Consider the following 19,717-nt stretch of genomic DNA (forward strand, 5'->3'; position numbering starts at 1 on the left):
AAATGATGCTTTTTCTACACTTAGTTGTGTACAATATGTGACCAAAGGAGGATTCAACATGGAAATGAACGTCGAAACGAATTCCTCTCCTACGGCGCCAAAGCCAAGCAAGCAAACAGGCTGGCGCATTTGGTGGAGTTTACTACGTCCCCATACATTAACCGCAGCTTTCGTTCCTGTTTTCATCGGAACAGCCTATGCAATGCAGGTCGGAGGTATAAATCAAATACATCTCCCTCTTTTCCTTATAATGCTTCTTGCTTGTCTTCTCATTCAGGCAGCAACAAACATGTTTAATGAATACTTTGATTATAAAAGAGGACTTGATCACGAAGGTTCAGTTGGTATCGGCGGCGCTATCGTTCGCGATGGCATTCAGCCAAAAACAGTGCTTAACTTAGCATTTGGATTTTTCGGCATCGCAATACTATTAGGTGTTTATATTTGTATGAATTCTAGCTGGTGGCTTGCTGCAATCGGTCTTGTTTGTATGGCCGTTGCTTACCTTTATACGGGTGGCCCACTTCCCATTGCCTATACACCATTTGGAGAGCTAACAGCCGGATTATTTATGGGTGTTATCATTATTGGGATTTCATTCTTTATTCAAACTGGAACTGTAACATCAGAAGTCATTTTATTATCTATTCCAAGCTCCATTTTAATTGGTGCCATCTTACTTGCTAACAATATCCGTGACTTAGATGGCGATAAAGAAAACGGTCGTAAGACATTAGCCATTCTCGTTGGACGTGAAAGAGCCGTTGGTGTACTTGCTTCTATGTTCATCGTTTCCTACATTTGGACAATTGCTTTAATTATCGTGGGCATCGTATCACCATGGATGCTTATCGTATTTTTAAGTGCACCGAAAGCATTTAAAGCGACGAAAGGCTTTATCGGCAAAAGCATGCCAATGGAAATGGTACCTGCAATGATTGCAACAGCAAAAACAAATACAATCTTCGGTCTCTTAATGGGAATCGGATTATTACTTGGATATTTCCTTTAAAAGGAGCTGCTAACACGGCTCCTTTTTCATATACCAATTTCAGCTCATAATTCCTACTCGCAACGCTCATACTATGTAAAGAAACTGAATTGTAGGAAGGTGGACGACTATGTTAACTCCCCAACAAATAAATCAATTTAAATCCGTTTTAGAAAAGCAAAAGCAAGAACTAGAACAAACGATACAAACACATGAAAATGAAGATCGTGCATCTGAACGCGATTCCGTTGGCGAATTATCTAGCTACGATAACCATCCAGCTGATATGGCAACAGAGCTATATGAACGCGAAAAAGACTTCGGACTTATTGAACTTTGGCATAAACAGCTAGAGGATACGAAACATGCCCTACAAAAAATAGAAGCGGGTACGTACGGCATTTGCGAAGTGTCTGGTGAAGACATTCCATTTGAAAGATTAGAAGCAATGCCGACTGCTACAACATGCATCGAGCACACGACAAATAAGTTAGATATGAATACACGACCAGTTGAAGAAGAAGTATTGTCTCCCTCTTTCCATAAACATGATGAAGATCGTTCTGTTGAGTACGATGCAGAAGATGCGTGGCAAGATGTTGCCAATTACGGAACGTCTGAAACACCGTCTGATTTAGAAAGACGAGATTCGAAAAACTATAATGGCATGTACGTAAATAGTGAGGAAAATGTAGGATACGTAGAGGATTTTGAAAACTTTATTGGTACGGATATGTATGGAAAAAATCCGCAAGTTTTCGCTACAGAAGAGCATGAAGAATATGAACAAATGCTCGATGACTTTGAAGAGCGTACGTTTAAGGGCGAATTGTCTTCAAATGAGTCGAGTTCCAAAGAATAAAGTGAAACTTTAATCAGTCGGGGTTTTGTTCATCCCCCACTGATTATTAGCCCTCAACAATCGGGATCTTACTGCCCGTTAATGCGGGATAAAAAAAAGCATTCCGAAAATCGGAATGCTTTTTATCGCTAGCTAATTAGTTTTTTGTAACGTTAGCAGCTTGTGGTCCACGGTTACCTTCAACGATTTCGAAAGAAACTTCTTGACCTTCTTCTAAAGTTTTGAATCCGTCACCTTGGATAGCTGAGAAGTGAACGAATACATCGTCTCCACCTTCAACTTCGATGAAACCGAAACCTTTTTCGCTGTTGAACCATTTAACTTTACCTGTTTGCATGTCATGTACCTCCTAAATAAAAATGAAACTATGAATCCACATGAAAAGGTGGATATAAAGGACATGAATGTATAACAAGCTTACAGCCTTTAATTCAACGTGCTTTATTTCCGTACCACATTATGTAGCTCAATAGTGATTTCACTATATCACGCTATATCCAAAACGTCAAATGAGAACACTTTCATTCCACCATTTTTTTATAATTTTAATATAATGTTGAATTTCCATATTCATATTTTATCCCGCCATTTGCGGACAGTTTGATTGGCGGGAGCTGCTAATCCGTTTTGGATGGCCCCACTTTATTTGAAAATTAACAAAACTAAAGTATTCTAATCCTATTAAATTCTGTACAATATAAGTATCTATTACATACGAGGTGAAAAAAATGAGAGCACATGAAATCGAGTATAAGTTATACGGCGATGATATGCAGTTTGTTGAAATTGAGTTAGATCCAGAAGAAAGCGTAATCGCAGAAGCCGGCGCAATGATGATGATGGAAGATTACATTGAAATGGAAACAATCTTCGGTGATGGTTCTGGCCCATCTGGAGGTTTATTCGGAAAATTAATGGGCGCTGGTAAGCGTCTCGTTACAGGTGAAAGCATGTTTATGACTGTATTTACAAATACAGGTCACGGCAAGCGCCACGTATCATTTGCTGCCCCTTATCCAGGTAAAATTATTCCTGTAGATTTAACAGAATATCAAGGAAAAGTAGTTTGTCAAAAAGACGCGTTTCTTTGTGCAGCAAAAGGCGTTTCTATCGGAATCGAGTTTACGAAAAAAATCGGAACTGGTTTCTTTGGCGGTGAAGGTTTCATCATGCAGAAACTCGAAGGTGATGGACTTGCTTTCATGCACGCAGGCGGAACTGTATATAAGCGTGAATTAAAACCTGGCGAAAAGCTTCGCATTGATACAGGTTGTCTCGTTGCCATGACAAAAGACGTTAACTACGATGTCGAGTTCGTTGGAAAGGTAAAAACAGCTCTATTTGGCGGCGAAGGTTTATTCTTCGCAACGTTAGAAGGCCCTGGCACAGTTTGGATTCAGTCCTTAACACTTAGCCGCTTAGCAGCACGCCTGACAAGCCCAGCAGCGCAAGGCAGCGGTGAAGGTAGTGTATTAGGTGGACTTGGTCGTTTATTAGATGGGAAAGAGTAAAAAGGGCCCTTATAGGGCTCTTTTTATTTAGGTGGACTATATAAACCATTTCGAATCATATAATACTCCATCGCTTCATTAAGCCACACCTCTTCTTCTTCCGTATAAGGAGATGGCATCATATTATTATATTGTTCCTCTACATTTTCTAATTTACCTAGAGAATACATTGTCTCTTCACCAACATACTTAAGAGTTGCCTTCATATGTTCATCAACCAATTTTTGCACTTCTACATCATCAATTTGTCTTCCAAATAACCTTTTCACTTCTTTTGCTAAACGAACAAACTCTTTATCAAGTGCCAGACTCTCTTCTTCTGGTTTATTATATAATCCATCAACTGTTTCTTTTGATACATATTCTTCAACCCATAAACGTTGTTCAGTTTCTTTTTGAATGCTGTTAATTAAACTCATTAATATGTCACTACCCAACTCTTCATCTTCCTCAAGACATACCATTGTTCGTTCAAGCGCCTTTATCGAAACTTCAATTTGTTTTCTTTTTTCTTCAAAGGCTTTTCTTTGTTGTTCCAACGTTTCTTTTAAACTTACATTCAAACTTGGCATTTTCAGCATGACGCATATTTCTTCTAAACTATATCCTAATACTTTAAGACTCACTATTTTCTGTAGCTCTAATATATCTTTTCCTTTGTACACACGATGACCAGAGCTAACATTCTTTTCAGGTTTAAGTAGTCCAATTTCATCGTAATATTGTAGCGTCCGTATTGATGTGCCTGTTCTCTTTGAAAACTCACCAATTGAATAGCCTTCTCTTTTGCTCATGTTACACTCCTCCTAGCAATATGTTTACAAAAATCATACTCCCTCACGTAACTGTAGGTTCAAGCCTTTTTTCAAAAAGAATGAATCAAGTTCCTCACTGCATATATTAAATTATACTTTTTCTTAAGGAGGCTCCCTTAATGCGTACTCCTTTATCCTTTGATAAAGATACCGCCATACTGTTAGCTACTTGTTGTGAGCTAACATATGAACAATATAAACAAAATGGGATTTTTGAAATACCGGATGGTTTTCAATATGTACAAGGCTTTCAAGGAAAAACCATTCAAACGACAGAATGGTTCGGATTCATACTAGAATCTGAGGATACGATTATTGTAGCTTTTCGCGGTACACAAACAGATACAGACTGGATTATTGATTCACTCGTTAACCAAAAACCATACCCATATGCTTTAAATAGCGGAAATGTCCATAACGGCTTTCTTTCCATTTATGAGTCTTGCCGAGATTCTATTATGGATATGCTCGTATCACTACCAGCCCATAAAAAACTTCTTGCAACCGGTCATAGCTTAGGCGGTGCACTCGCTACACTACATATACTCGATGCGCGTATCAACACCGCATTTGCGCAGTACGGTCTTTACACATTTGCCTCTCCAAAAGTAGGAGATATCGCCTTTCGGAATTATTATAAACTACAAGTAGCTAGTAGCTTTCGCTTCGTTAATCTATTTGATGTCGTCCCTCTTCTCCCTCCGCGCAATGTCCATTTTAATGAACAAGACTGGGAATATGCACACGTTCATCACAACATGACATTTACAAAAAATACAAAATCTATTACAAATAATCATGCCATGACAACATACAAAACATGTCTGACTTCTCATTTTTAACCAGGTAATGATTGGAAACCTTATATCCTTATACTATAATAATATATGAAGTTATTTTTGGATGAGGGGACCTTACATGCTAAAATTTATCTTTGCACTTTTTCTCATTGTAATTTTTACGTTTACAGGTTTCTTTACATTTTCATACTTTGCCACAGGAGAATATGGTGGAACGGGTATCATATATACCGCTATCCCATTTCTTTCTTAAGCAAAAAAGAGAAACCGAGCTTAATGAGATTAAGCTCGGTTTTTTAAGTAATTATATTCTTCTTTTAAAAGTGAATACACTTTAGCATCCCTATACGTTTTATTCACTTTTACACTTTGTCTCAATGTACCTTCATATACCATTTTTAACTTTTGCATCACACGTTCAGAAGCTATATTCTGCGCATCACATCTTCCTTCCATACGGTTTATATTCAGCTCCTGAAAGCCTATTTCAATGAGTTCTTCGAAAGCTTCAACAATAAGTCCTTTCCCCCAATACGCTGGGCTAATTACAGCCCCGATCGATGCACTATTATGCGGCATGAGCCATATTCCACACGTCCCAATCACTTTTTGAGTATCCTTCAGCACAATAGACCAGATAATAGCTTTACCTTCCTGTATCGTTGCAAGCATATTTTCTAGTAAACTATGCGTTTCCTCTTTCGTTTTATGTACGTCCCTAGGTACATATATGGCTGCTTCTGGATTCGAATACACTTCAAACAAATCATCTACATGTGAATACTGTATCTTCGTTAATAGTAATCTATCTGTTTTTAAATCAAGTTCCTCACACATATCTCCCATACATCATTCACCCCACTTCAACTTCATAAAGAAAAGCCCCTTCAAAAAGGGACTTTCACTTAATACTGCGTAACTGCATTACCAATACCCCAAATCTCATTACTATACTGTAAAATCGTTCGATCGCTTGCAAAGTGACCAGATTGTGCAATATTTAAAATCGACATTTCTAACCACTTCGTCCGGTTTTCATAGGCTCTACCAACAGCCTCTTGTCTTTCCGCATATGGTCCAAAATCTCGCAGAACGAAATATTCATCATTTTGAATCACGAGAGAATCGTAAATCGCTTCAAATTCAGCTCCCGAATGTGCAAAGAAACCATTCGTTAACTGATCTACTACTTTTTTAATGTGCCCATTGTGATGATAATAATCACTTGCACGATATCCACCATTTTGATAGTAATGAAGCACCTCATCGGCCGTTAAGCCGAAAATGAAACAGTTATCATCACCGACCCTGTCTTTTATTTCAATATTAGCTCCGTCTAACGTGCCGAGTGTAATCGCACCATTCATCATAAATTTCATATTCCCTGTTCCCGATGCTTCTTTACTCGCAGTTGAAATTTGTTCACTTACATCGGCCGCTGGGAATATATCTTCCGCTACAGACACTCGATAGTTTTCTAGAAAGATAACTTTCATATATTGGCTTACGTACGGATCATTATTCACTTTTCTTGCGAGTTCATTAATTAATTTAATAATTTTTTTCGCATAATAATAGCCCGGTGATGCTTTCGCTCCAAAAATAAAAGTACGCGGATAAAATGTAAAACTAGCATCCTCTTTCAAACGGTTATACAAATATAAAATATGAAGAACATTTAATAATTGTCGTTTGTAAGCATGCAGTCTTTTTACTTGCACATCAAAAATAGAATTAGGATCAATTGTAATGCCCATTTTATTATGAATACGCGCCGCTAAAATTTCTTTACGCTCTTGTTTTACCTCTGCAAATTTCTCTTGGAAACTCGCATCGTATTGAACTAATTGTAGCTCTTGAAGCTTAATCGGTTCTTTCTTCCACTCTGTTCCAATCGCCTCTGAAATAAGGTTTGTCAGCTGCGGATTCGCCTTCATTAACCAGCGTCTATGAGCGATTCCGTTCGTTTTATTATTAAACTTATCTGGATAAAACTCATAAAACAATCGCATTTCACGTTGCTTTAAAATTTCCGTATGAATTTTTGCTACACCGTTTACGCTATGGCTGCCGACAATTGCTAAATGAGCCATTTTCACAAGATTATGCGCAATAATCGCCATCTCTTCAATACGATGCCATTCATACGGATAACGTTCCCAAAGTTCATGACAGAAACGTTCATTAATCTCTTCGATAATCATATAAATTCTCGGTAATAACGGTTTAAAAATGTGAATTGGCCACTTCTCAAGCGCTTCTGATAACGTCGTATGATTTGTATAAGAAATCGTTTGCGTCGTTATGTGCCAAGCCTCTTCCCATGCTAGTTTTTCTTCATCTAATAAAATACGCATCAGTTCTGGAATCGCCAAAACTGGATGTGTATCATTAATATGAATCGCAATTTTCTCATGTAATTGACGAAGATCACCATATCTTTCTCTATGCATACGAACGATATTTTGCAAACTTGCTGATACGAGGAAATACTGTTGTTTCAAACGAAGTATTTTCCCCTCATCATGCGTATCATCTGGATATAAAAACTCCGATACCGCCTCTGTTTCACGCTTATATTTCAAAATATCTTTGCAATTTTGCGGGAAAGGAACTGGTTCAGCATTCCAAAGTCTAAGTGTATTTACAGTACTCGTCTCGTAACCTACTACTGGAACGTCATATGGTACTGCCATAATCACTTCTGCATTCGTATGCCTAAACTCTAAACGTCCATCAATGTATAGCGGTTCCACATTGCCGAAATAACTTACTTCTACAGCTTGATCATGCCTTCTTACTTCCCATACATTTTCATGAAGAAGCCACTGTTCTGGAAATTCAACTTGATAACCATCAACAATCTTTTGATCAAATAAGCCGTGTTTGTAACGAATGCCACACCCATGACCTGGTAAGTTTAACGATGCTAGTGAGTCAAGGAAACAGGCTGCTAATCGTCCAAGACCACCATTTCCAAGACCTGCATCTGCTTCCACCTCTTCTAATTCTTGCAACGAAATCCCCAGCTCAGAAAGTCCTTGCTCACATACATCCCTGATGCCTAAATTTAATATGTTACTTCCAAGCAAACGCCCAAGTAAAAATTCAATGGATAAGTAATACATTTGCTTTCGCTCTCCAGACCGATAGCTTTCATTCGTTGCAATCCATTGACTATTCATATACTCACGCACCATGTACCCAAGCGTATTGTATTGATCACGAGTTGTAGAGTCTTTGAAACTTTTACCATACATCGTCTCTAACTTTTCTAGAAAAGCTGATTTGAAACTTTCAACATGAGTAAACATTTCTTCACCACCTACATGTTATTCCATGAGACTTTTATACAATTTCTTATAAGCAAGAGCTGACTTCTCCCAGCTATAATCTTCAGTCATCGCTTGCTTTACAAGCTGCTCCCATACCGGTTTATCATGATAAAATTCAATTGCACGGCGAACCGTGTGCAACATGTCATGTGCATTAAAGTTCGTGAAACTGAAACCATTTCCTTCTCCAGTTTCTTCATCATAAGATTGTACCGTATCATTTAATCCGCCTGTTTCTCTTACAATTGGAATCGTACCGTACGCTAATGCGATAAGTTGTCCAAGTCCACACGGTTCAAACAGTGATGGCATTAAGAATAAATCACTTCCCGCATATACTTGGTGAGCTAATTCTTCATTAAATCCGATGTACACTTTTACCTTCTCAGGATACTCGTATGCCATCCACTCAAAGAATTGCTCATATTCCGAATCACCTGATCCTAAAATAATACATTGTACATCTTCCTCCATTATTTCACGGAATACAGTACGTACTAAATCAAGACCTTTTTGCTTCGTTAATCTCGTTACCATTGAAATAATTGGTGTATCTTCTTTTTCTGGCAAACCAAAATAACGCTGCAAGGCGCGTTTATTTTCACTCTTTTCATATAATGAATCTGCATCGTACTGAGCAGTAATATACGAATCCGTTTCTGGATTATATACGCTCGTATCAATTCCATTTACAATGCCGCTAAGCTTATCATTATATTTTCGTAACAACCCATCTAACTTCTCACCGAAAAATTCATATTGAATTTCTTCTTTATATGTCGGGCTAACAGCTGTAATTTGATCAGAAGCGATAATACCGCCCTTCATAAAGTTCACATTTCCATAAAACTCTAACTGCTCACTATGGAAATATTCATCACCAAGTTCTAACAAGTCGTACATCACTTCAGGAGGAAATACACCTTGGAACTGCAAGTTATGAATTGTATATACCGTTTTAATATGCTCATATAATGGATTATCTTGATACTTTTCACGCAGTAAAAAATTAACCATAGCTGTATGCCAATCGTGACTATGAAGAACATCCACTTCGAAATCAAGATGAGGAATACACTCTAAAACTGCTTTCGAAAAATAAGAAAAACGCTCTCCATCATCATAATGACCATATAGAGAATCTCTCTTAAAATAATATTCATTATCTATTAAATAATACGTAATCCCGTCTTGCTCACCTTTTAAAATTCCGCAATATTGATTTCTCCACCCAAGCGGGACGTTAATTACTTTATGTAGCGTACATCCATCCCTTAATTTTTGCGGAATAAGACTATAATTTGGGAGTATAATGCGAACGTCCACACCTAATTTTTTTAGCTCTTTTGGGAGCGCACCTGCTACATCAGCTAAGCCTCCCGATTTAACAAATGGTACACATTCTGATACTGCAAATAAAATATTCACTTGTTGTCCCACTGCACGAAAAGCTTATACTACTTCCCTTGCAGCTTCCTCCCTTCGAGTTTTCATTTGAATTAAAACTTTAATCAGTGGAGGAAGACCCCCACTGATTCTTTTAAGAATAACTATTAATCGTACTGTTTTGAACGCTTCCTTTTTCTACAACGTATGGCTCATCAGCGTTTCCTTTTAGTACAACACCGTCACCAATTTTCACGTCTTTATCAATAATAACACCGTCTATTATACAGTTATCTCCAATTTGGCTCTTTTGCATAATAATGCTATTACGAACAATTGAACCTTTTCCAATTTTAACAGAACGGGAGATAACACTATTTTCTACTTCGCCTTCAATAATACTGCCGTTTGCAATCATTGTATTTTTCACGGCTGCACCCTTTAAGTAACGAGTTGGTGGTTCATCTTTTACTTTCGTAAAGATCGGTGCTTCTTTCTTAAATACTTGCTTCCAAATAGCAGGTTTCAAAATTTCTAAGCTATGTTTATAGTAACTTTCAATCGAATCAATAATTGCTACATATCCTGTATGCTCATACGTAGCAATATGCAGTGATTTTCCGCGCTTTTCTCTCACTACATCGAATAAGCTATATTGCTCCACATCTTTATATGACTCAAATAAATCTAACAATAATTGTTTCTTTAACACATATGTTTGAAGCGAAACCCCTTCATGGCAAACTTCAGTAATATCAGCTGCCGTATGTATATGTCTCTCTAACACCGCCTGGAAATTTAATGCTGTTACGAGATGGCTATTCGTAATAACGACGTATTCTTCTCTAGCTCTTAGAAAATAATCAATATGTCTTCTAAAATGCGCAAAAGATCCAAATTCATCTTGGTCACATTGGCAATTTGGCGGGAATAAAAACAGTCCGTCTCTTTTTCTATCTAAATCCCACTGTTTTCCTGAACCAACATGGTCCATTAACGAACGGTTTTTATGACTTGTAAAAACCGCTACACTATGAATATTAGAATTCACCATATTTGAAAGCATGAAATCAATGAGTCGATAACGGCCCCCAAACGGTAACGCCGCTAGTGAACGATGCCCTGTTACTTTCTTTAAGGAAGGAAAACTTCCCGTTGCATTAATAATTCCTAACATTTTTTCTCCCATTCATTTCATCCCCCTTTTCTATTTCCCTTCAGCAATGAGTACTACATCGTCAACATTTTTTTCCGGACGAATAATTGTTCCATCTTCAATAACCATTTCCGATCCAACAATTGCTCTTTCAATCACAACATTTTTTCCAATCTTTGCTCCTGGCATAACGACAGAATCAATAACCATACTACCTTCTTCCACCGTCACCCCTTGGAATAATACGGAATGCTTCACGTCCCCTTCAATGACGCATCCTTCGTTAATAAGTGATTCTTCTACTTTTGCCTGTTCTGCAATATATTGAGGCGGTTCGTTTGGATTTACAGAATAAATACGCCAATTACGATCGTTTAAATTCAGTGATGTTTCATCACGCAGTAAATCCATATTCGCTTCCCATAAGCTCTTCACCGTTCCAACATCTTTCCAATATCCTTCAAACGGATACGCCATCAACTTCTTCCCTTCATCTAATAAAAGCGGAAGTACATCTTTTCCGAAATCATTACTAGATTCAGGATTTCTTGCATCCATTTCTAAATACTCTTTCAAAATGGCCCAGTTAAAAATGTAAATTCCCATTGATGCAAGATTACTTCTTGGAAATTGCGGTTTCTCCTCAAATTCAACAATCTCCATCTCTTCGTTCGTATTCATAATACCGAAACGGCTCGCTTCATCCCACGGTACTTCAATAACTGAAATCGAAACGTCCGATTCTTTCTCAATATGGTAATCTAGCATTTTACTGTAATCCATTTTATAAATATGGTCGCCTGATAAAATAAGAACGTACTCTGGTTCGTACTGACTTAAATAGTTTAAGTTTTGATAAATGGCACTTGCCGTACCTGTGTACCACTTCACACCTGAAGACTCTGCATAAGGAGGTAACACTGTGACTCCACCGCTTACTCGGTCTAAATCCCACGCATTGCCGATTCCGATATAATTATGAAGTTCAAGTGGTTGATATTGCGTTAAAATCCCAACCGTTTCAATACCAGAATTCGCACAGTTACTTAGCGTAAAATCGATAATGCGATATTTACCACCAAATGGAACAGCTGGCTTGGCTAAATTTTTTGTTAATGCACTTAATCGACTACCTTTTCCCCCTGCTAGTAACATTGCTACGCACTTTTGTTTTTGAGCCATCTTGTTTTTTGCTCCCCTTTCTCGTCTTCACTGGTCGTAATATGGATACGCCAAATGGTGGAATTGTAATTTCTACATGTGCTGCTTGATTATGAAACGGTTCTTGAATCGCCTTCAGACGTTTCTTATTTACTTGCCCTGATCCGCCATATTGCTCAGCATCACTATTTAAAATCTCGTTATAATACTCAAAATCTGGTACACCTACTTTATAGTTTTCATATGTAGCTTTCGTAAAATTACATACGACAACTAACGCATCTTCTTGTTTATCCCCTTGACGAATAAATGAGAAAATACTTTGCTCATGATTATTAGCATCTATCCACTGAAATCCTTCCGGTGAATGATCAAGTTGCCAAAGTGGTTTGGAGCGCTTATACAATGCTATGAGCTCTTTAAAGTAATCATGCATATAACGATGCATTTCAAAATCATGTAAATTCCAATCTAAATCTTCAAGGTCTTTCCACTCATCGAACTGCCCAAATTCTCCTCCCATGAAAAGTAATTTCTTTCCTGGGTGAGTAAAGAAATATCCATATAATAAACGAAGTTGAGCAAACTTATCCCAGTACTCTCCTGGCATTTTATTTAATAACGACTTTTTCCCATGAACGACTTCATCATGAGAAAGCGGTAATATGAAGTTTTCAGAGTAAGCGTATATTAAAGAAAACGTCATTTTTTCATGAATATACTTCCTGTACTCAGGCGCACACTCCATATACTTCAGTACATCATTCATCCAGCCCATATTCCATTTGTAATTGAATCCAAGCCCACCTTCATACGTTGGAGCTGTTACAAGTGGCCAAGCTGTTGAATCTTCTGCTGTCATAAGAAAATCTTTATCTTCTGCGAACACCGCTTCATTTAACTCTCGTAAAAATGAAACAGCGTGCTCATTACTTTGCTCCTGTCCTTCTTTATTCCAGTACAGCATATTTGCAACTGCATCCACCCTGAAACCATCAATATGGAAATATCTCATCCAAAATAACGCATTTGAAATTAAGAAATTACGTACTTCTCTCTTTCCTAAGTCAAAATTGACAGTTCCCCATACTGGATTTTCTTGCACATCTTTATCTTTATATTCATAAGTCGGTGTCCCATCAAAAAAATATAAACCGTGAGCATCTTTACAAAAATGCCCCGGCACCCAATCTAAAATGACACCGATTCCATATTTATGACATTCATCGACAAAATACATCAAATCATGTGGCGTGCCGAATCTACTCGTTGCTGCATAATATCCCGTCCCTTGGTATCCCCAAGAACGATCATATGGATGCTCAACAAGCGGCATAATTTCAATATGTGTAAATTGATGTTCCACCACATAAGGAATGAGTTCTTCTGCCATTTCCCTGTAAGAGTACAGTGCTCCGTCTTCTTTCTTTTTCCAAGAACCGAAATGTAATTCATAAACTGTCATCGCTTCTTTATAAACTGATTTTTTCTTTTTCTTACGACTCCAGTTTTTATCATTCCATTCGTATCCCTTTATATCAAAAACTACAGATGCCGTATTCGGTCTTACTTCTGCATACACAGCATACGGATCTGCCTTAAAAATGACGTCACCAGCCATCGTTTCAATCGCATATTTATATATTTCCCTTTCTTCAATATGCGGTATAAACAAGGACCAGATTCCTTCTTCTGTCACTTGTAGCATCTTATGTTGCTCATAATCCCATTCATTAAAATCTCCAACAACACTCATTGCTTTCGCATGAGGAGCCCATACTGTAAATCGTACACCTCGCATCTCATCTTCCGTCACAACATGTGCGCCAAAGATGTTATAACTTTCATAGTACTTTTCTGTATGAAACTCATCTCGTTTCACTTCTTCACAATTTATTACACTCAATATGCTCACCTCACTAAGATGACAGAATTTTTTATACTTTACCAATTCTGCGAAAAACTGAAATATCCTTGTTAATTTATAAAAAATATACGTTTTTTTCTTAAAAATGTTGGTTTTTTTTCACATTTCCATATAAAATATCGAATTTTGACGAATATTCATTGAAAGCGCTTCGTTTTTTATTAGTCCTTCACCTTACTATTTATTTCTCAACCTCTATTTTATTAGCTTTATCCTCTTTTTCACGTTATTTTCCACTTGAAATCATAGAAAAATAATCTGTCATAAAAAATGTTTCTCAATATTTTTTGTCATAATTTTATTGAAATACGAAATTCATAAGTAGACATTTTTGTTCTCAATAAAGAATATTAAATTTTCGTAAATATAACTTATACTAAAATACTGTGTTTACTCTATCTATATCCAAAACGAAAATTCGATAAAAAATTAAATTAAGGTGGGTTCTTATGCCAGTAAAACAAAAATTAGAAATGGGAGTTGGCACGGCAACGCTCAGCTTATCACTTACATTCGGTGGTTTATTCGCTTATTTCAGTGATTCCGAAACATCGAGTAACTCATTTCAAGCTGTCTAACAACAAAATTAGATACTGAAAGCTACTTGGTCAATATTATTATGCAAGACCTGACGAAAACTTGCAGGTGATGTAAATGGTGATAAAGATATTCGCTTCGTTGAAAAGAACTTCTTGAAAAAAGGTCCGGATGCATCTAAATCACAAACACCTGTTGAAAAATCTAAAGGCGGTACACTGGCAGATATTTTAACGAAATTAGGATTAACGCCTAAAAAATAATAATAAAGAGCACTCTACTTTACGTAGAGTGCTCTTTTCTATAAACGACCCTGATCCAGCAAAAGGGGTATATTGGGGATATACAAGGGAAACCGGAAAAGGAATTTATATTAAATTATATATAAATCCAGAAGTAAGAAGTAGGTCCCCACTTCTGGATTATTTAGCAATTATTATAGTACTGGTGCCATTGTTTCTTTTAATACTTTTACAGAATGAGCGAATTTCACTTTTTCTTCTTCATTTAGCTCAAGTTCTACGATTTCACGTACACCTTCGCGGTTAATAACAGCTGGAACACCTACGTAAGCATCTTTCTCACCGTATTGACCTTCAAGGTATGCAGATACAGTTAATACGCTGTTCTCGTTGTTTAAGATTGCTTTAGTTACACGAAGTAGTGACATACCGATTCCGTAGTACGTTGCACCTTTACGTTCGATGATATGGTAAGCTGCATCACGTACATTTTCGAAGATTTTATCTAAGTCTTCTTGTTTGTACTGTTCGTTGTTAGCTAAAATTGTTTCTAGTTTTTGTACACCGATAGTAGCGTGGCTCCATACTGGAAGTTCAGTATCACCGTGCTCACCAACAATATAAGCATGAACATTACGTGGATCTACATCTAAGTAGTCACCTAACATGTAACGGAAACGAGCAGAGTCTAAAGTAGTACCAGAACCAATTACGCGCTCTTTTGGTAGACCAGATTCTTTCCAAGTTACGTAAGTTAAAATATCAACTGGGTTAGTTGCGATTAAGAAGATTCCATCGAATCCGCTATCCATAATGCCGCGAACGATTTGTTTAAAGATCTTTGTATTTTTCTCAACTAAGTCTAAACGAGTTTCACCTGGCTTTTGTGGTAATCCAGCAGTGATAACAACTAAATCTGCATCTTTACAATCTGCATAGCTACCGCTCCAAACTTTTGTTGGTGATGGAGAGAATGGTACCGCATGGCTTAAGTCCATTGCTTCCCCTTCTGCTTTTGCTTCATTAACATCTACTAATACGAATTCTTCAGCTACACCTTGGTTAATCATTGAGTAAGCGTAACTACAACCTACAGCTCCTGTTCCTACTAATACTACACGATTGATACCTTTTTTCATGGTAATTTCCCCTCTCTATTGTTCACATATATTTTTTTATGATTGTTTAAGTAATTAATTAAAATACTAATTTAATGTTGTTTAACTTCTTTACATTCATATTGTAGCACGTATTATTGTGAATTTCTTCACAAATTATGACCTATTTGTGAACTTTTTCACATAGAGTGTAAAGTTATTAAATCAAGTATGAAATCAATCTCAATGGAGGCGTTTTCTTCAGATTGTGAAAGGGTTTTTCTTATGTTTTTGTCGGTAAGTGAAATTATATCGACGATTATTTAAATATATCAACAATTTTGGGAATATATCGACCGTAACTCAAATTATATCGTCGATTCGACAAGGAATATCGACTTACCGACAAAACCCGACAATAATGACAACATAAAGTGAACCTATAATCAGTGGGAATTTTACTGCCCGTTAATGTCGGATAAAAAAGCTGCCTCCAATAGATCACCTATTAGAGGCAGCTTCTTTATTTATTTTCCGCAGTAGCACCTAATACAGCAGCTTTTACATAATGTTGACTGTTTAATTTTTGTAAATCCTCGGCACTTCCCGTTACCACTATTTCAATAACTTTTACATCTTGCTCACTTGGTTTTGCTTTCTTTCCTTACTCTCTCCTTTCTATTAGTTAGACGATCTAAATAGAAAAAAGTATACAAGAAATCTATAAAAAAAAGCAGACTATTCAAAGTCCACTTTTACACAACAAAAAAGAGATAGCAGATTATGCTATCTCTTTTAGTATGACCCGTACGGGATTCGAACCCGTGTTACCGCCGTGAAAGGGCGGTGTCTTAACCACTTGACCAACGGGCCAATTACTGGCAGAGAAGAAGGGATTCGAACCCTCGCACCGCGTTCGCGATCTACTCCCTTAGCAGGGGAGCCCCTTGAGCCACTTGGGTACTTCTCTATAAATATGGCTCCGCAGGTAGGACTCGAACCTACGACCGATCGGTTAACAGCCGATAGCTCTACCACTGAGCTACTGCGGAACAATTATGGTGGGCCTAAATGGACTCGAACCATCGACCTCACGCTTATCAGGCGTGCGCTCTAACCAGCTGAGCTATAGGCCCATAATTGAAAAGCGGGTGAAGAGAATCGAACTCTCGACCAGAGCTTGGAAGGCTCTTGTTTTACCACTAAACTACACCCGCATTAAATTGTAAATGGTGAGCCATGAAGGACTCGAACCTTCGACCCTCTGATTAAAAGTCAGATGCTCTACCAACTGAGCTAATGGCTCATTTTGAAAGTGGTGCCGACTAGAGGACTTGAACCCCCAACCTACTGATTACAAGTCAGTTGCTCTACCAATTGAGCTAAGTCGGCTTGCGACTTCAAAATGGTGGCTCGGGACGGAATCGAACCGCCGACACGAGGATTTTCAGTCCTCTGCTCTACCGACTGAGCTACCGAGCCTTTATGTAAAAATGGCGGTCCCGACCGGGGTCGAACCGGCGATCTCCTGCGTGACAGGCAGGCATGTTAACCACTACACCACGGGACCATTTGGTTGCGGGGACAGGATTTGAACCTGCGACCTTCGGGTTATGAGCCCGACGAGCTACCGTGCTGCTCCACCCCGCGATGATAAAATATTTACTTTAGAAAAAATGGAGGAGGTAGAGGGATTCGAACCCCCGCGCGACTCTCGCCGCCTGTCGGTTTTCAAGACCGATCCCTTCAGCCGAACTTGGGTATACCTCCGAGATATAAACCTTCAATGGTGGACCTTGTAGGACTCGAACCTACGACCGGACGGTTATGAGCCGTCTGCTCTAACCAGCTGAGCTAAAGGTCCTTTATGGTAGCGGCGGAGGGGATCGAACCCCCGACCTCACGGGTATGAACCGTACGCTCTAGCCAGCTGAGCTACACCGCCATAAGTGATATTGAAATAAGTGGAGCCTAGCGGGATCGAACCGCTGACCTCCTGCGTGCAAGGCAGGCGCTCTCCCAGCTGAGCTAAGGCCCCATGTTTTTGGGAATATCGGGAAGACAGGATTTGAACCTGCGACCCCCTGGTCCCAAACCAGGTGCTCTACCAAGCTGAGCCACTTCCCGTTAATAAAAGCGCGCCCGAGAGGAGTCGAACCCCTAACCTCTTGATCCGTAGTCAAACGCTCTATCCAATTGAGCTACGGGCGCATATGGTGCCGAGGGCGGGGGTCGAACCCGCACGGTGGTCACCCACCGCAGGATTTTAAGTCCTGTGCGTCTGCCTGTTCCGCCACCCCGGCATGTCATATTGAAAATTGGAGCGGAAGACGGGATTCGAACCCGCGACCCCAACCTTGGCAAGGTTGTATTCTACCACTGAACTACTTCCGCAAGACATGTATGAGTTATTTAATTAAAAGTGCGGGTGAAGGGAGTCGAACCCCCACGCCAAAGGCGCCAGATCCTAAGTCTGGTGCGTCTGCCAATTCCGCCACACCCGCATATTAATTTATTTAAGAAAAATGGGGCGACTGATGGGAATCGAACCCACGAATGCCGGAGCCACAATCCGGTGCGTTAACCACTTCGCCACAACCGCCATGATTTCTGGTGCCGACTAGAGGACTTGAACCCCCAACCTACTGATTACAAGTCAGTTGCTCTACCAATTGAGCTAAGTCGGCTAAATGGTGGAGGATGACGGGATCGAACCGCCGACCCCCTGCTTGTAAGGCAGGTGCTCTCCCAGCTGAGCTAATCCTCCATTTGCCTGGCAACGTCCTACTCTCACAGGGACAAGGTCCCAACTACCATCGGCGCTAGAGAGCTTAACTTCCGTGTTCGGTATGGGAACGGGTGTGACCTCTCTGCCATCATTACCAGACTGTATTCATTTAAGACAAGAATTATTTTAACTCATTTAACTTTGAAAGTCAACAAGTTTTTTATATTCTTTCAAAACTAGATAACATTTGCTACATATTATATGGTTAAGTCCTCGATCTATTAGTATTCGTCAGCTCCACATGTCACCATGCTTCCACCTCGAACCTATCAACCTGATCATCTTTCAGGGATCTTACTAGCTTACGCTATGGGAAATCTCATCTTGAGGGGGGCTTCATGCTTAGATGCTTTCAGCACTTATCCCTTCCGCACATAGCTACCCAGCTATGCCCTTGGCAGAACAACTGGTACACCAGCGGTGCGTCCATCCCGGTCCTCTCGTACTAAGGACAGCTCCTCTCAAATTTCCTACGCCCACGACGGATAGGGACCGAACTGTCTCACGACGTTCTGAACCCAGCTCGCGTACCGCTTTAATGGGCGAACAGCCCAACCCTTGGGACCGACTACAGCCCCAGGATGCGATGAGCCGACATCGAGGTGCCAAACCTCCCCGTCGATGTGGACTCTTGGGGGAGATAAGCCTGTTATCCCCGGGGTAGCTTTTATCCGTTGAGCGATGGCCCTTCCATGCGGAACCACCGGATCACTAAGCCCGACTTTCGTCCCTGCTCGACTTGTAGGTCTCGCAGTCAAGCTCCCTTATGCCTTTGCACTCTACGAATGATTTCCAACCATTCTGAGGGAACCTTTGGGCGCCTCCGTTACACTTTAGGAGGCGACCGCCCCAGTCAAACTGCCCACCTGACACTGTCTCCCGGGTCGATAAGACCCGTAGGTTAGAATTTCAATACAGTCAGGGCGGTATCCCACCAGCGCCTCCACCGAAGCTAGCGCTCCGGTTTCAAAGGCTCCCGCCTATCCTGTACAAACTGTACCAAAATTCAATATCAGGCTACAGTAAAGCTCCACGGGGTCTTTCCGTCCTGTCGCGGGTAACCTGCATCTTCACAGGTACTATAATTTCACCGAGTCTCTGGTTGAGAC

At 39.4% G+C, this 19,717-nt stretch carries 14 protein-coding genes, 22 tRNA genes, 2 rRNA genes and 3 pseudogenes (1 of these 41 running past the window's edge); 7 read left to right on the top strand and 34 right to left on the bottom strand.

Going from position 1 to position 19,717, the window contains the following annotated elements:
* The first annotated feature begins 58 nt into the window (after positions 1 to 58).
* On the top strand, positions 59 to 1,012 hold the full coding sequence (locus AAG068_RS24345) for a 1,4-dihydroxy-2-naphthoate polyprenyltransferase (protein ID WP_342716132.1): 954 nt from the start codon (positions 59 to 61) through the stop codon (positions 1,010 to 1,012).
* A gap of 109 nt (positions 1,013 to 1,121) precedes the next feature.
* A complete protein-coding gene (locus tag AAG068_RS24350; protein WP_342716134.1) occupies positions 1,122 to 1,853 on the top strand; it encodes a yteA family sporulation protein in 732 nt (243 codons plus the stop codon).
* Positions 1,854 to 1,989: 136 nt separating this feature from the next.
* On the opposite strand, the gene cspD is transcribed toward AAG068_RS24350, so the two are convergent.
* Complete coding sequence (cspD, locus tag AAG068_RS24355) at positions 1,990 to 2,190, bottom strand: cold-shock protein CspD (protein WP_001193054.1); 201 nt, start codon at positions 2,188 to 2,190, stop codon at positions 1,990 to 1,992.
* 391 nt (positions 2,191 to 2,581) lie between these two features.
* On the opposite strand from cspD, the gene AAG068_RS24360 reads away from it, so the two are divergent.
* Positions 2,582 to 3,364: a TIGR00266 family protein gene (locus AAG068_RS24360; RefSeq protein ID WP_001201258.1), complete on the top strand. Its 783-nt coding sequence runs from the start codon at positions 2,582 to 2,584 to the stop codon at positions 3,362 to 3,364.
* 23 nt (positions 3,365 to 3,387) lie between these two features.
* Here AAG068_RS24360 and AAG068_RS24365 read toward each other — a convergent pair whose 3' ends face one another.
* On the bottom strand, positions 3,388 to 4,158 hold the full coding sequence (locus tag AAG068_RS24365) for a MerR family transcriptional regulator (protein WP_342716135.1): 771 nt from the start codon (positions 4,156 to 4,158) through the stop codon (positions 3,388 to 3,390).
* A gap of 140 nt (positions 4,159 to 4,298) precedes the next feature.
* Here AAG068_RS24365 and AAG068_RS24370 point away from each other — a divergent pair, with 140 nt between their 5' ends.
* Together AAG068_RS24370 and AAG068_RS24375 are read left to right on the top strand one after the other, a co-directional pair.
* Entirely contained in the window at positions 4,299 to 5,021 is a 723-nt protein-coding gene (locus AAG068_RS24370; protein WP_098667668.1) for a lipase family protein, read from the top strand.
* A 76-nt stretch (positions 5,022 to 5,097) separates the two neighbouring features.
* Positions 5,098 to 5,232 carry a hypothetical protein gene (locus tag AAG068_RS24375; RefSeq protein WP_000911073.1) on the top strand — a complete coding sequence of 45 codons (135 nt, stop codon included), beginning with the start codon at positions 5,098 to 5,100 and terminating at the stop codon, positions 5,230 to 5,232.
* Positions 5,233 to 5,261: 29 nt separating this feature from the next.
* On the opposite strand, the gene AAG068_RS24380 is transcribed toward AAG068_RS24375, so the two are convergent.
* The 6 genes from AAG068_RS24380 to glgB all read right to left on the bottom strand — a co-directional run bounded on the left by AAG068_RS24380 (position 5,262) and on the right by glgB (position 13,923).
* Entirely contained in the window at positions 5,262 to 5,825 is a 564-nt protein-coding gene (locus tag AAG068_RS24380) for a GNAT family N-acetyltransferase (protein WP_087958381.1), read from the bottom strand.
* A 59-nt stretch (positions 5,826 to 5,884) separates the two neighbouring features.
* Positions 5,885 to 8,293 (bottom strand): glycogen phosphorylase, encoded by a 2,409-nt coding sequence (glgP, locus tag AAG068_RS24385; RefSeq protein ID WP_342716137.1) that lies wholly within the window; start codon positions 8,291 to 8,293, stop codon positions 5,885 to 5,887.
* 18 nt (positions 8,294 to 8,311) lie between these two features.
* The gene (gene glgA / locus AAG068_RS24390) at positions 8,312 to 9,742 is read right to left on the bottom strand and encodes a glycogen synthase GlgA (protein ID WP_098925835.1); all 1,431 of its coding nucleotides are present in this window, start codon (positions 9,740 to 9,742) and stop codon (positions 8,312 to 8,314) included.
* A 112-nt stretch (positions 9,743 to 9,854) separates the two neighbouring features.
* Positions 9,855 to 10,889 (bottom strand): glucose-1-phosphate adenylyltransferase subunit GlgD, encoded by a 1,035-nt coding sequence (gene glgD, locus AAG068_RS24395; RefSeq protein ID WP_166688757.1) that lies wholly within the window; start codon positions 10,887 to 10,889, stop codon positions 9,855 to 9,857.
* Positions 10,890 to 10,907: 18 nt separating this feature from the next.
* Positions 10,908 to 12,038, bottom strand: coding sequence for a glucose-1-phosphate adenylyltransferase (glgC, locus tag AAG068_RS24400; RefSeq protein WP_087958378.1), 1,131 nt, complete (start codon positions 12,036 to 12,038; stop codon positions 10,908 to 10,910).
* Positions 11,986 to 13,923 carry a 1,4-alpha-glucan branching protein GlgB gene (glgB, locus tag AAG068_RS24405; protein WP_342716138.1) on the bottom strand — a complete coding sequence of 646 codons (1,938 nt, stop codon included), beginning with the start codon at positions 13,921 to 13,923 and terminating at the stop codon, positions 11,986 to 11,988. Before glgB ends, glgC begins: the two co-directional genes overlap by 53 nt.
* Positions 13,924 to 14,393: 470 nt before the next feature.
* Here glgB and AAG068_RS24410 point away from each other — a divergent pair.
* Both AAG068_RS24410 and AAG068_RS24415 read left to right on the top strand, forming a co-directional pair.
* A pseudogene (locus AAG068_RS24410) lies at positions 14,394 to 14,516 on the top strand (TasA family protein); the annotation flags it as partial.
* A 25-nt stretch (positions 14,517 to 14,541) separates the two neighbouring features.
* A pseudogene (locus AAG068_RS24415) lies at positions 14,542 to 14,744 on the top strand (dockerin type I domain-containing protein); the annotation flags it as partial.
* A 173-nt stretch (positions 14,745 to 14,917) separates the two neighbouring features.
* On the opposite strand, the gene AAG068_RS24420 reads toward AAG068_RS24415, so the two are convergent.
* From AAG068_RS24420 to AAG068_RS24545, 26 genes and pseudogenes are all read right to left on the bottom strand, one after another.
* Entirely contained in the window at positions 14,918 to 15,862 is a 945-nt protein-coding gene (locus AAG068_RS24420; protein ID WP_000715340.1) for an L-lactate dehydrogenase, read from the bottom strand.
* A 481-nt stretch (positions 15,863 to 16,343) separates the two neighbouring features.
* Positions 16,344 to 16,484 (bottom strand): annotated as a pseudogene (locus AAG068_RS24425) (anti sigma factor C-terminal domain-containing protein); the annotation flags it as partial.
* A 137-nt stretch (positions 16,485 to 16,621) separates the two neighbouring features.
* Positions 16,622 to 16,693, bottom strand: a tRNA-Glu gene (locus AAG068_RS24430).
* 6 nt (positions 16,694 to 16,699) lie between these two features.
* Positions 16,700 to 16,790, bottom strand: a tRNA-Ser gene (locus AAG068_RS24435).
* Between the two features lie 7 nt (positions 16,791 to 16,797).
* A tRNA-Asn gene (locus AAG068_RS24440) sits at positions 16,798 to 16,872 on the bottom strand.
* A gap of 7 nt (positions 16,873 to 16,879) precedes the next feature.
* Positions 16,880 to 16,956, bottom strand: a tRNA-Ile gene (locus AAG068_RS24445).
* Between the two features lie 10 nt (positions 16,957 to 16,966).
* Positions 16,967 to 17,037: transfer RNA gene (locus AAG068_RS24450), tRNA-Gly, on the bottom strand.
* A 13-nt stretch (positions 17,038 to 17,050) separates the two neighbouring features.
* Positions 17,051 to 17,126: transfer RNA gene (locus AAG068_RS24455), tRNA-Lys, on the bottom strand.
* 10 nt (positions 17,127 to 17,136) lie between these two features.
* Positions 17,137 to 17,212: transfer RNA gene (locus AAG068_RS24460), tRNA-Thr, on the bottom strand.
* Between the two features lie 14 nt (positions 17,213 to 17,226).
* Positions 17,227 to 17,302, bottom strand: a tRNA-Phe gene (locus AAG068_RS24465).
* Between the two features lie 12 nt (positions 17,303 to 17,314).
* Positions 17,315 to 17,390: transfer RNA gene (locus tag AAG068_RS24470), tRNA-Asp, on the bottom strand.
* 3 nt (positions 17,391 to 17,393) lie between these two features.
* Positions 17,394 to 17,470 (bottom strand) — tRNA-Met (locus AAG068_RS24475).
* A gap of 27 nt (positions 17,471 to 17,497) precedes the next feature.
* Positions 17,498 to 17,590, bottom strand: a tRNA-Ser gene (locus tag AAG068_RS24480).
* Between the two features lie 17 nt (positions 17,591 to 17,607).
* Positions 17,608 to 17,684 (bottom strand) — tRNA-Ile (locus tag AAG068_RS24485).
* 4 nt (positions 17,685 to 17,688) lie between these two features.
* Positions 17,689 to 17,765 (bottom strand) — tRNA-Met (locus tag AAG068_RS24490).
* Positions 17,766 to 17,785: 20 nt separating this feature from the next.
* A tRNA-Ala gene (locus tag AAG068_RS24495) sits at positions 17,786 to 17,858 on the bottom strand.
* A gap of 15 nt (positions 17,859 to 17,873) precedes the next feature.
* A tRNA-Pro gene (locus AAG068_RS24500) sits at positions 17,874 to 17,947 on the bottom strand.
* Positions 17,948 to 17,957: 10 nt separating this feature from the next.
* A tRNA-Arg gene (locus AAG068_RS24505) sits at positions 17,958 to 18,031 on the bottom strand.
* 3 nt (positions 18,032 to 18,034) lie between these two features.
* Positions 18,035 to 18,123 (bottom strand) — tRNA-Leu (locus AAG068_RS24510).
* Between the two features lie 16 nt (positions 18,124 to 18,139).
* Positions 18,140 to 18,214 (bottom strand) — tRNA-Gly (locus tag AAG068_RS24515).
* A gap of 29 nt (positions 18,215 to 18,243) precedes the next feature.
* Positions 18,244 to 18,324 (bottom strand) — tRNA-Leu (locus AAG068_RS24520).
* 22 nt (positions 18,325 to 18,346) lie between these two features.
* A tRNA-His gene (locus AAG068_RS24525) sits at positions 18,347 to 18,422 on the bottom strand.
* A 9-nt stretch (positions 18,423 to 18,431) separates the two neighbouring features.
* Positions 18,432 to 18,507 (bottom strand) — tRNA-Thr (locus tag AAG068_RS24530).
* 4 nt (positions 18,508 to 18,511) lie between these two features.
* Positions 18,512 to 18,587, bottom strand: a tRNA-Val gene (locus tag AAG068_RS24535).
* A 4-nt stretch (positions 18,588 to 18,591) separates the two neighbouring features.
* Positions 18,592 to 18,707, bottom strand: a 5S ribosomal RNA gene (gene rrf / locus AAG068_RS24540).
* A gap of 102 nt (positions 18,708 to 18,809) precedes the next feature.
* Positions 18,810 to 19,717, bottom strand: a 23S ribosomal RNA gene (locus tag AAG068_RS24545); it runs 2,014 nt beyond the window's last position.

The sequence above is a fragment of the Bacillus paramycoides genome, from assembly GCF_038971285.1.
GTDB lineage: Bacteria > Bacillota > Bacilli > Bacillales > Bacillaceae_G > Bacillus_A.